This window comes from Planktothricoides raciborskii GIHE-MW2, from assembly GCF_040564635.1.
Taxonomy (GTDB): Bacteria; Cyanobacteriota; Cyanobacteriia; order Cyanobacteriales; family Laspinemataceae; genus Planktothricoides; species Planktothricoides raciborskii.
Genome location: NZ_CP159837.1, coordinates 5,569,046 through 5,581,086, shown reverse-complemented (window position 1 = coordinate 5,581,086; position 12,041 = coordinate 5,569,046). Strand labels below are relative to the sequence as shown.

Genomic DNA, 12,041 nt, shown 5'->3' with positions numbered 1-12,041 from the left:
ACTTAATCTTTTTGTAATCTTGTTGTTGGTGTAAAAATATACGAATGCCGATCGCAAGCATATGGCTTGTCCCAGAAGCACCCCTGCACCAGAAGCACCCCTGCTTCATGGGTCAGATTTGCACCGACAGATGAAAAAATCATAAGATCCATTGATCAAAACCGACGATCAGGGACTTGCCACTTTACAATAAACTCTGGTAAGCCCGGATAGAAGATAAGAAGGTAAGACATGGCATCCATCCGCGAGTTACATAAACAACTCATTCAAAAAGAACGCTCTGCTGTTGAAATTGCTCAAGAAAGTTTAGACCGGATTTCCAAGCTGGAACCGAAAATCCGTAGTTTCCTGGTGGTGACGCCAGAAAAAGCCTTAGCACAAGCCCGCCTGGTGGATGCCAAAATTGCCGCCGGGGAGGAAATTGGACTGCTGGCAGGAATTCCTATTGCCATTAAAGATAATATGTGTACCAAGGGAATTCGGACTACTTGTGGTTCCCGGATTTTGGAAAGTTATGTCCCCCCTTATGAGTCCACCGTGACCCAAAAACTGGCGGAAGCTGGGGCGGTGATGATGGGTAAAACCAATATGGATGAGTTTGCGATGGGCAGTTCTACGGAAACTTCTGCCTATCAATTAACCGCTAATCCGTGGGATTTAGAACGAGTTCCGGGGGGGTCTTCCGGGGGATCGGCTGCTGCGGTGGCGTCAGGAGAATGCCCGATCGCCCTGGGTTCTGATACCGGGGGTTCAATCCGCCAACCGGCCTCTTTTTGCGGGGTGGTGGGCTTGAAACCCACTTATGGTCTGGTGTCTCGGTTCGGCTTGGTGGCTTATGCTTCATCCTTGGATCAAATTGGCCCGTTTGGTCGGACCGTGGAAGATACGGCGATTTTATTACAGGCGATCGCTGGTTATGACCCCAAAGATGCCACGAGTCTCAACGTGAAAATTCCCGACTATGTTCACGGGATCAGACCGAATTTAAAACCCAAAGGTCAACTGCGAATTGGCATCATTCAAGAAACTTTAGGGGAAGGAATCGATCCAGAAGTTGCCAGTACGGTGACGAAGGCGATCGAGGTTTTCCAAGATTTAGGGGCGGAAATTCAAGTAGTTTCTTGTCCGCGATTTCGGTATGGTTTACCCACCTACTACATTCTTGCCCCATCAGAAGCATCGGCCAACCTTGCCAGATATGATGGGGTCAAATATGGTTTCCGGGCCGACGATGCCGAAAACTTAATCGAAATGTATGGCAAAACTCGCGCTGCTGGATTTGGTCCCGAAGTCAAACGCCGGATTATGATTGGCACTTATACTTTATCTGCGGGATATTACGACGCTTACTATCTCAAAGCCCAAAAAGTTCGGACTCTAATTAAAGAAGATTTCGATCGCGCTTTTGCCCAAGTGGATGTCTTAGTTTGTCCCACTTCGCCAACTACGGCGTTTAAAGCTGGGGAAAAAATGAACGATCCCCTAAGTATGTATCTTTCTGACTTAATGACTATTCCCGTTAATTTAGCTGGTTTACCTGCATTAAGTCTTCCCTGTGGTTTTGATAAAAAAGGACTACCTATTGGGATTCAATTAATCAGCAATGTTTTAAAAGAAGATTTGCTGTTGCGGGTTGCTTATGCTTATGAACAAGCTACGGATTGGACTCAATACGAAGCCAAATTAGATTAACTGTTAGTGGTTATTTGTTCTTGGTTGTTAGTGGGTAGGGATTCTTTTCTTGGTTGTTAGTTCTTGGTTGTTAGTTATTAGCGATTGTTTATGTGTCCCTAATTCTTAGTCCGCGATCGTCAAACAAAGGACTAACAACTAACAACTAACAACTAACAACTAACAACCAAAAACGAATAACCAATCATCCATTTTATTAATGAGCAAACCATGCAATTCTGGGTAAAAATTTTAGTGGCTCTGGGGACTTTGTTGGCAGTTCTATATCTGAGTGCTTGTCTGTTTTTATTTGTTAGACAGAATAGGTTTATCTTTTTCCCGTCACGGGAGATATCTACAATTCCCAGTGACCTCCAAATGGACTATCAAGAAGTGTGGTTGCCGGTGATTTCTGAGGAAAATCAATCAGCATCAACTACGGAAAAAGTTCATGGTTGGTGGATACCGGCAGCGGCTGAGAATCGCAGCCCAATGAAATCAGAATGGGTGCTGCTTTTCCTGCATGGCAATGCTGATAATATTAGCGAGAATCTTAAGCATAGTAACCGATTTCATCAGTTGGGTTTTTCGGTCTTTATGGTAGATTATCGGGGATATGGTCTATCCCAAGGCAAGTTTCCCACAGAATCAACAGTTTATGAAGATGTGGAAACCGCCTGGAATTATTTGGTGAATCAACGGGGAATTCCCCCAGAAAAAATTGTGATTTATGGTCATTCTTTAGGGGGCGCGATCGCTATTGATCTAGCCAGTCGCAAACCGAATGCGGCTGGGGCAATTATTGAAGCTTCTTTTACTTCCATGCGGGATATGGTGGATTATCAATATCCTCATTTTAATATCTTCCCGATTGACTGGATTCTGACTCATCGCTTTGACTCAATTAGTAAAGTAAAAGATTTAAAAATGCCGATTCTTTTTACTCACGGAACTGCCGATGAAACTGTCCCCAATTCTATGAGTCAAGAGTTATTTGATGCTGCCAATGAGCCGAAGAAATTATTCATTGTCCCCACTGCGGATCATAATAATATCGCCAGGGTCAGCGGGGAAAAATATTTTGAAACCATTCGGGAATTTATGAAATTAGTTGACTATAATTAATCGACAACGAAGCATAATGAATAAAGAATAACCAAAAACCAACATTCCCATGATATAAATATACCGGGGAGGGCGAAGCATTCGCGGATAAATCTGTCATTTGAACCGATAAATTTTCTGCGCGGTAAGCGAAGCCATGCCAAAGGCTATATGCTTCGCCCCTACAGAAGAATAATGAACAACCAACAACCAACAACAACCAACAAACAACAACCAACAACCAATAAAATTATGTCTTTGATATAGCGCGTCTAAATCAGTTTGCAAATAAACCCTCACGATGGCGGGCCGTCGGCGGCCCAGAAGGGGAGAGGGGAGCCGATTTGTCACATTCATTTAGACTCGCTATATAAATATACTGGGGAGGGCGAAGCATTCGCGGATAAATTTGTCATTTGAACCGATAAATTGTCTGCGCGGTAAGCGAAGCCATGCCAAAGGCTATATGCTTCGCCCCTACAGAAGAATAATGAATAAACAACAACCAACAACAACCAACAAACAACAACCAACAACCAATAAAATTATGTCTTTGATATAGCGCGTCTAAATCAGTTTGCAAATAAACCCTCACGATGGCGGGCTGTCGGCGGCCCAGAAGGGGAGAGGGGAGCCGATTTGTCACATTCATTTAGACTCGCTATATAAATATACTGGGGAGGGCGAAGCATTCGCGGATAAATTTGTCATTTGAACCGATAAATTGTCTGCGCGGTAAGCGAAGCCATGCCAAAGGCTATATGCTTCGCCCCTACAGAAGAATAATGAATAAACAATACCTAATCACGAACATTTCCATGATATAAATATACTGGGGAGGGCGAAGCATTCGCGGATAAATTTGTCATTTGAACCGATAAATTGTCTGCGCGGTAAGCAAAGCCATGCCAAAGGCTATATGCTTCGCCCCTACCCAACAACCAACCAACAACAAACAACAACCAACAACCAACAACCAACAACCAACAACCAACAACCAACAACCAACAACCAATAAAATTATGTCTTTGATACAAATATACTGGGGAGGGCGAAGCATTCGCGGATAAATTTGTCATTTGAACCGATAAATTGTCTGCGCGAATGCTTCGCCCCTACCCAACAACCAACCAACAACAACCAACAACCAACAACCAACCAACAACCAATAAAATTATGTCTTTTGCTGGTTTACACATTCATACCGATTACAGTTTACTTGATGGGGCTTCTCAAGTCCCCCAATTAGTTGCCAAAGCCATTGAGTTAGAAATGCCCGCGATCGCCCTGACGGATCATGGGGTGATGTATGGGGCGATCGACCTGATTAAAACTTGCCGGGGTAAAAGTATTAAGCCCATTATTGGCAATGAAATGTATGTGATTAATGGGCCATTGGGTACGACCCAGAAAGTTCGCAAATATCATCAAGTGGTTTTAGCCAAAAATACCCAAGGTTATAAAAACTTAGTCAAGTTAACCACCGAATCTCATTTAAATGGAATGCAGGGAAAAGGCATTTTTGCTCGACCCTGTATTAATAAAGAGTTATTGCAAAAATATCACGATGATTTAATCGTGACTAGCGGCTGTTTGGGTGGAGAAGTTCCCCAAAATATTTTACAAGGGAAATTAGCAGAAGCCAGGGAAATCGTCAAATGGTATAAAGAAGTTTTTGGGGATGATTATTATTTAGAAATCCAAGACCACGGCTATCAAGAAGACCGAATTGTCAATGTGGAACTGGTGAAAATATCCCGCGAACTAAATGTAAAAATTGTGGCGACTAACGACTCCCATTTTATTTCTTGTAATGATGTGGAAGCCCACGATGCTTTGATTTGTATTAATACCCAAAAGCTGATTAGTGAAGAAAAGCGAATGCGCTATAGCGGGACTGAATATTTAAAGTCCGCTGAAGAGATGAAACATTTATTTCGCGATCATTTGCCCGATGATGTGATTGCTGACGCGATCGCGAATACCGTAGAAGTAGCGAATAAAATTGAAGAGTATAAAGTGTTAGGGGAACCGCGCATCCCTGATTTTCCTGTCCCCTCCGGTCACACTGCCGATACTTATGTGGAAGAAATTGCTTGGCAAGGACTTCTAGACCGCTTAAATGCCAAGACGCGATCGGAAATTCCTCCGGTTTATCGAGAACGGCTAGAATATGAGCTAAAAATGATTGAACGGATGGGATTTTCCACTTATTTTTTAGTAGTTTGGGACTATATTAAATTTGCCAGAGATAATCATATTCCCGTAGGGCCAGGAAGAGGATCCGCTGCGGGTTCTTTGGTCGCTTATACGATGGGAATTACCAATATTGACCCGGTGCATCATGGGTTATTATTCGAGCGATTTCTCAATCCCGAACGGAAGTCAATGCCGGATATTGATACGGACTTTTGTATTGAAAAACGCGATCGCGTGATTCAATATGTCACCGAAAGATATGGGGAAGATCGGGTTGCCCAGATTATCACTTTTAACCGCATGACCTCGAAAGCGGTGTTAAAAGATGTAGCCAGAGTTTTGGGCGTTCCTTATAAGAAAGCCGATGAAATGGCGAAAATGATTCCCGTTGCGCGGGGCAAACCGGCGAAACTTTCGGTGATGATTTCTGATGATACCCCCGAACCGAAATTTAAAGAAGCCTACGAAACAGAAATTATTCCCTTAAAGAACGATCAAGATGTAGAAATTGGCAGCATTTCCGTGCGGCAATGGTTGGATATGGCGATCAGAATTGAAGGCACCAACAAAACTTTTGGGGTTCATGCTGCCGGGGTGGTGATTTCCGCGCAACCCCTGGATGAAATTGTGCCGTTACAACGGAATAATGAAGGGGCAGTGATTACCCAGTATTCTATGGAAAATCTGGAATCTCTGGGTTTGTTAAAGATGGACTTTTTGGGTTTGAAAAATCTCACCACGATTGAGAAAACCCTAGATTATATTGAGAAAAAAACCGGGGAAAGACTAGACCCATATAATTTTCCTGCCCAGGAAAGAAAAGCACAAGAAATTATTAAACGCACGGGGGAACAAAGGTTTCCTAAAGATGTTGGCGAAACCTATCATTTGTTTGAAAAAGGGGATTTAGAAGGTATTTTTCAGTTGGAATCTGAAGGAATGCGGCAAATTGTGCGGGATTTAAAACCTTCTTGTATTGAGGATATTTCCTCGATTTTGGCTTTATATCGTCCGGGGCCTTTGGATGCCGGTCTGATTCCCAAGTTTATTCACCGCAAGCATGGTGAAGAGGCGATCGTTTACGATCATAAGCTATTAGAACCTATCTTAGAAGAAACCTACGCGGTGATGGTTTATCAAGAGCAAATTATGAAAATTGCTCAAGATTTAGCGGGCTATTCTTTGGGTCAAGCGGACTTATTGCGACGGGCAATGGGTAAGAAAAAAGTCTCGGAAATGCAGAAGCATCGGGAGATTTTTGTGGATGGTTCTACTAAGAATGGGGTGCCGCATAAAGTGGCAGAAGCTTTATTCGATCAAATGGTATTGTTTGCCGAATATTGCTTAACTTATGAGACGGAAATTATGACGGTGGAATATGGATCGCTGCCGATTGGCAAAATTGTGGAAAATCAAATTGACTGTACGGTTTATACAGTGGATGCCAATGGCTTTGTTTATACACAGGCGATCGCGCAATGGCACGATCGCGGCACTCAAGAAGTGTTTGAATATCTGCTAGAAGATGGCAGCGTAATTCGGGCAACAAAAGACCATAAATTTATGACCGAAGATGGGCAAATGTTGCCGATTGATGAAATTTTCCATCAAAACCTTGATTTGAAGCAGGTGCAAGTATAAACCAGAAAGTTCAATCCCCCGACTTGTTTCGTGGCAGTTTGTATTGTTTAATGGATAAAATTGATCGTTGAAATTGATGATTGTTTGGGAAGGTCTGATGACATTGACAGAATTACAAAAACAAGCGTTAGAATTACCCATTGGAGATCGCTGGCGTTTAGTACAGTCCTTGTTAAGTTCAATTCAACAAGAAACGTTAGCTTCTAATTCTCCGGATCCAAATGTCCATGATTTGAAAATGCTCGATCCCTGGACTCAAAGCCTAATTGGTGTCATTCAGTTAGACTCCCAAGAGCCTAAAGACTCTTATGTGGACTACCTGGAGGAGAAATACAGTTGAAGCGAAAGAAACCGGGTTTCTATCAGAAATGTCTGCCTCCCCACCAAAACCTACATAGAAACCCGGTTTCTGGGTGATGTTTTACTCGATGTTTTAGCTGGAAGACAGCCATTTGTTGTTGCCTCTGCACAGGCATTGAATGTCGTGACACAAATGCAAGTGCAAGGGTATGTTTCAGGTCATGCTGTCACCAATATTTTCTATATTTTGCGTCGTCAAGTTGGCAGTGAAACAGCACGTCAGCTTTTATCAAGGTTATTACAGCATCTTCAGGTTGCTAGTGTAACCGATCGGGTGATTAGGGCTGCATTGCAAAGCTCTACGGCGGACTTTGAAGATGCTGTGACGATTTCTGCGGCAAATGCCGCAGAAGTAGAAGTTATTGTGACCCGAAATATACCTGATTTTGAGGCTTCCATCATTCCCGCAGTATCACCAGAAGAATTTTTGCTGATGCCCCTGGAACAGATAGATTAACGTTGAAATTTTTGAGCATCATCTGGATTTAACCCAGACAAAACAAGGCATGGATTAAATTATCAAGATTCATTTTTGTAGGGTGGGCAGGAAGTGGAGCAGATGGAATATTGCATAGCCTGTAAGCTCTAGGCTGCCCACCCTACATAACTACGAAAAAACAACAAATGTTAAAATCCACCTTAAAATAAAGACCCAACCAAACAGCGAAACTCTGGTAAAAGAGGGCTGGTGAGTTCATCAGTAGCAAATAAAGTCAGGACTCGCTCTAAAATTGCGCGATCGCGGCGATATACTTCAATTTGTTGCTGCTGATAGTCAACAATCCAATATTCTTGGACACCTTGGACAGAATATAATTTTAACTTGGTTTTCTTGTCTCGCTCCTTATCTTTCTCGGTTTGAGAAAGCACTTCTACGATCAATTCTGGCGCACCTGTGAGATGTCCCGCATCATCCAATAGATCGGCTAATCTCTGATTGCTAATCCATACTACATCGGGGATGACATGATCGCTTTCTGAAAATATAATGCCAGGGCTCATAACTGCTTGACCTAAACCATTTTGTTCTGACCATAGGTATAATTCAGTTACAATTGCACCGGCAGCCTCTTGGTGATTCCAGTGGGGCGATCGTGTCACAAATAACTCTCCATCAATAATCTCATAGCGATTCCCATTGTCAGGAAATCCGTCTAAATCAGAAATTGTCCAACGGACTTGTTTAGTGGCAGTTTGCATCATTGCCATCACGATTGTATGAGTTCCCCTTTATTATAACTATTTTCTCAATCCGGGGGCGATTCCCTTCGGGATAGCTTCGCTTCACGCGCTTTGGGGAGATATGCTGTCAGGGCGATCGGTTCAGTCCTATAATATTTCAGGACAAAATATCATAACCATTACTTAAAACCAAATTTATGATAAACTATTAGTAGCAGCACAACCAGAAATGAGAAAATGCGATCGCTGTTAAGTTGACTTCCAGAATAAACCTTTTTAATTCTCCATCGCCCGGAAAACATCAAGCCAATTGTTAAAACTATATCCCGAAAAGGAGCCAATTATGAGTCAAGTATTGAACTTAGAAATTCCCGAAGAAATTTACCAGCCTTTGGTAGAAATTGCCCAACGCCGTGGACAGTCTCCAGAAGAGTTCACGCTTCAATGGTTAATGGTTTCTATCCAACATTTTACCGACGATCCTCTGGAACCATTGATCGGTTCAGTTCAAAGTAATATGCCAGACTGGACAGAACACCATGACCATTACTTGGGAGAAAATTTATTGAAAACTGAAGGAAATATTTAAATGTCAAAACTTTTTGTAGATACGTCTGGTTGGGGAAACTTAGTTGATAGATCCCAACCGTTTCATCCTCTAGCTGCAACTCTCTACCGACTTGCCCGCCAACAAAATCACAAAATTATTACCACTAATTACATCATGGCTGAACTGGTCGCATTACTAACCAGTCCCTTACGACTTACAAGACCTCAAGTTATTACGTTTGTTGAAAGCTTAAGACAATCTCCCTACATTGAAATATTACATATTGACGCTGAAACAGATACTAAAGCATGGCAATTGTTGAGCAGTCGAGAAGACAAAAACTGGAGTTTAGTTGACTGTTCTAGTTTTGTGGTTATGCAACAAAAAAATATTACCGAAGCACTCACCAATGATTATCATTTTGAGCAAGCGGGTTTTGTCCGACTTCTCAAATAGTTGAAACTCAATCAAAACCGGCTGGCGCTGAGTACCGGGTTATTTGCACTAGGTTATTTTCTGTTCATTAACCAGGTTTTTAGCATTTTATTGGCTGACCTACGGCAGGAATTAAGGCTATTAATGTCCGTTAGATTTTTTAATTAATCGATCGCTCTCATCCCCTCCATCCTTTGATCGAGTAAGCTTGAGGCAATAGACATCTCCAAAAATCAGATATAAAGCCTTGATCAGGCTGGAGTGACAGGCAATTATTGGAGATGTCTAATAGTTTGTTTTCATGTATGTGACGGTGTAACTGTACAGACTGATGTATCTCGACGAGATTCTGTAATAACTGGTGCTAAGTTTCTGCTAAGATCCCGAACTAAGATAGGACTAAGTTTTTCTCGTAGCTCTAATAAGTTATCTAAGCTAAAGCTGTGACTCAGCCAAAATGCTGCTTGCCGAGGAGAACGCAATAAAATACCTTCACGTCGCGCATACTCGCGTGCAGAGTCCTTAAATTCAGCACTTGCAACCACGGCATAGCATACAGCTAGACCATCTGCCGAATTACCTTTTCCTAATGCTCCTAAATATTCGGCAAACAGTCCTGTTCGCTTCATATCTTGAAATTTTGCCACTTCTAACTGTATAGCCTCTTTAGTGATTTCCTGTAAACTCGTCCGCGCTTGTACAAAAACACACAATGAGCGGATAGAACCTGATGGAACTAGACCTATGCAGTCTACACCCCCATCCCCACTTCCATCAGTAATAATAATGGGATCACAGCCAGCTAACTGTAGCAAACAAGCAGGAACCAGTAAAAATTCCTGGGGTGTTAGGGATGCGACAAACTCATATACACCAGGAAAATCTTGGCAAAAACCTTGCATTCCTAATACTGACTCATAGTTACGGTGTTTAAATGTTAGAAATGTTGATGGAGAACTGCTTTCCACAAGGGGACGTGGAAGACCTAAGAGATCCCACTCCCTGAGTTCTTTCTCCAGTTCTTGAAGCAACAATTTTACCCAATCCTCAGCTAACTCTGTGGATTGTAAAGATGAAAATCCTGCCTGCTGTAACTTGTTCCTTAGAAAGCGTTCTAAATTAACAACTTCTTTATCCTGGTAAGCATCAGCTAGATTAGCTGCGGCTTCTCGAACAATTTTAGCAACTTTCTTCATGTTTTGCTTTTCCCTTCTAGTAGACTCAGGGTTTGATTAACATAATTACGAAGTTCCAAAAGCGCTTTTTTGCATTCGTCAGGATGATCTGTAATGACTTCTAAAGGTAAAGTTCTTACTATTTTTGTTGCCGTACCGATTTCCGCAGCCCAATTATTGTTATTCCCCTGCGTAGCATTAATATTTCCCTTCGCTTCTTCTATCGTCATATCGTAACGGTCTATTGCTCCTATCAAGTTAGTCCGATTATTTTCTATTAATTGGGCTAAAATTTTTACATGATCTGGATTATGAATTCGTCTTTTGTTATTATTCTCTTCATCAGGAGTAATCCAGCTATAAAACTGCTTGAGATTAGTAGTATTTGTGAAAATTTGTTTTTCTTCATCCCATTTAAGCCAATTCCGAACCCCTGCATTTCTGTATGCCTCATCAAATAAAGTAAAGTGGTCATCTTGGCATTTATCGCCATACTCATCATCATCACGCATCTGTTGAAGAGCCTTGTAAACTCTGTATAAACGAGCCACTGCTTTTCTACCCAGACCAAATTGCTGTCCTACTCTAGCAAACACTGCTGTATTATCATCTGACTTAAGTATGTCTACTTGCTTTGCCACTAAATTAGCTCTTTGAGCGGCTGACCACTCTTTAATTCCCGATATATGTCGAATACCTTGAAGAACCCAAGAAATATCCTCTTCAGTTCCTTTGTAAAGAAGGACTTCTATTTTTTTTGTTGAATCTTTAAGTTTTTCTAGGTACTCATCATCAATTCCATCTTCGTCTATCTCACCAGCTTCTATTTGATGATGAATGCTTTTAAGAGCGGCTAAACGACGATTACCTTCTACAACAACATATTTATCGCCATGACCTTGAATAGGGCGAACAACAATCCGATCCATTGGCAAAAAGCCATTGCGTAAAATACTTTCCCTAAGCTCTTTTACTCCAAAATTCTCGATCCGCTTTTGGGTTTTAGTCTGTATTGTTTCTTCAGGAATTTTTTTTTCAAAAGTCTTCCGTTCTCGTTCACTGCAGAAGCGCGGGTTATTAGGATCGAGAAATATGTGATCCAGGTCTAATTCACGTTTTTCAAGTTCATCACTGTACATATTTTTGTATTCCTAAGCTTGACAATCGGGGCAATTACTCTAAAGCTGCTATAATGTTTAGTTTATCCTATGTTGGCTAGAGAGCCAAGAACTATGCCGAGATTGGCAGATTGATCTACGATCAATCTGCCAGTTGCTTTCGTTTACTCGATTAATCATTATAAAGCAAAAGCAATTCTTTAACAAGTCACAACAAGGAAAAGTTTTTGCTACATTTGCCAGCGCTGAACCGCATAGAAATGTTGAGTCCAGTAGTGCAAAGCATCTGGGCTATGGTGTTGTTGCTATAAGACTTACGCACTAACCCTATATATAGGGGCAACGACGGGGGGATTGCCCCTACAAAACCCTAAATATCAGCACCGTGCGTAAGTCCTATGCTATTTAGCGCAATCATCGATTAGCTGGTTTTGTGCCTTTTGCGCTTGTCGTCCCAAAACTTTTTCCAACTCTCGCACCAAGCGGGAGTGGGTGAAACTGTAAGTATCTCGTTAAATGCTAAACCAGCATGACCAGCGTGTGACCTGTCAGGGTAAGCTGGGAAGTTCCCACTGGTTAACCCGTTAAGGCTTCGATATCCTCCAA

General features: G+C 41.9%; 10 protein-coding genes. 7 read left to right on the top strand and 3 right to left on the bottom strand.

Annotated elements, in window-relative coordinates; translation table 11 throughout:
* The first annotated feature begins 231 nt into the window (after positions 1-231).
* The 5 genes from gatA (at position 232) to ABWT76_RS23845 (ending at position 7,432) form a co-directional block, all read left to right on the top strand.
* Complete coding sequence (gene gatA / locus ABWT76_RS23870) at positions 232-1,692, top strand: Asp-tRNA(Asn)/Glu-tRNA(Gln) amidotransferase subunit GatA (protein ID WP_054464212.1); 1,461 nt, start codon at positions 232-234, stop codon at positions 1,690-1,692.
* A 210-nt stretch (positions 1,693-1,902) separates the two neighbouring features.
* A complete protein-coding gene (locus ABWT76_RS23865) occupies positions 1,903-2,796 on the top strand; it encodes an alpha/beta hydrolase (RefSeq protein ID WP_190879215.1) in 894 nt (297 codons plus the stop codon).
* Positions 2,797-3,951: 1,155 nt separating this feature from the next.
* Positions 3,952-6,615 (top strand): DNA polymerase III subunit alpha, encoded by a 2,664-nt coding sequence (locus ABWT76_RS23855; RefSeq protein WP_354635045.1) that lies wholly within the window; start codon positions 3,952-3,954, stop codon positions 6,613-6,615.
* A 97-nt stretch (positions 6,616-6,712) separates the two neighbouring features.
* Complete coding sequence (locus tag ABWT76_RS23850; RefSeq protein WP_190879219.1) at positions 6,713-6,955, top strand: hypothetical protein; 243 nt, start codon at positions 6,713-6,715, stop codon at positions 6,953-6,955.
* A 21-nt stretch (positions 6,956-6,976) separates the two neighbouring features.
* Positions 6,977-7,432: a PIN domain-containing protein gene (locus ABWT76_RS23845; RefSeq protein ID WP_354636437.1), complete on the top strand. Its 456-nt coding sequence runs from the start codon at positions 6,977-6,979 to the stop codon at positions 7,430-7,432.
* Positions 7,433-7,614: 182 nt separating this feature from the next.
* Here the strand turns inward: ABWT76_RS23845 and ABWT76_RS23840 are convergent, their stop codons facing one another.
* On the bottom strand, positions 7,615-8,178 hold the full coding sequence (locus tag ABWT76_RS23840) for a Uma2 family endonuclease (RefSeq protein ID WP_354636436.1): 564 nt from the start codon (positions 8,176-8,178) through the stop codon (positions 7,615-7,617).
* A 322-nt stretch (positions 8,179-8,500) separates the two neighbouring features.
* On the opposite strand from ABWT76_RS23840, the gene ABWT76_RS23835 reads away from it, so the two are divergent.
* Positions 8,501-8,746, top strand: coding sequence for a hypothetical protein (locus ABWT76_RS23835; protein WP_354635044.1), 246 nt, complete (start codon positions 8,501-8,503; stop codon positions 8,744-8,746).
* Complete coding sequence (locus ABWT76_RS23830; RefSeq protein WP_354635043.1) at positions 8,747-9,163, top strand: PIN domain-containing protein; 417 nt, start codon at positions 8,747-8,749, stop codon at positions 9,161-9,163.
* A 278-nt stretch (positions 9,164-9,441) separates the two neighbouring features.
* Here the strand turns inward: ABWT76_RS23830 and ABWT76_RS23825 are convergent, their stop codons facing one another.
* Together ABWT76_RS23825 and ABWT76_RS23820 are read right to left on the bottom strand one after the other, a co-directional pair.
* Positions 9,442-10,338: a hypothetical protein gene (locus tag ABWT76_RS23825; RefSeq protein WP_354635042.1), complete on the bottom strand. Its 897-nt coding sequence runs from the start codon at positions 10,336-10,338 to the stop codon at positions 9,442-9,444.
* The gene (locus ABWT76_RS23820) at positions 10,335-11,456 is read right to left on the bottom strand and encodes a ParB N-terminal domain-containing protein (protein WP_354635041.1); all 1,122 of its coding nucleotides are present in this window, start codon (positions 11,454-11,456) and stop codon (positions 10,335-10,337) included. The genes ABWT76_RS23825 and ABWT76_RS23820 overlap by 4 nt, the downstream gene beginning before the upstream one ends.
* Between the last annotated feature and the right edge of the window lie 585 nt (positions 11,457-12,041).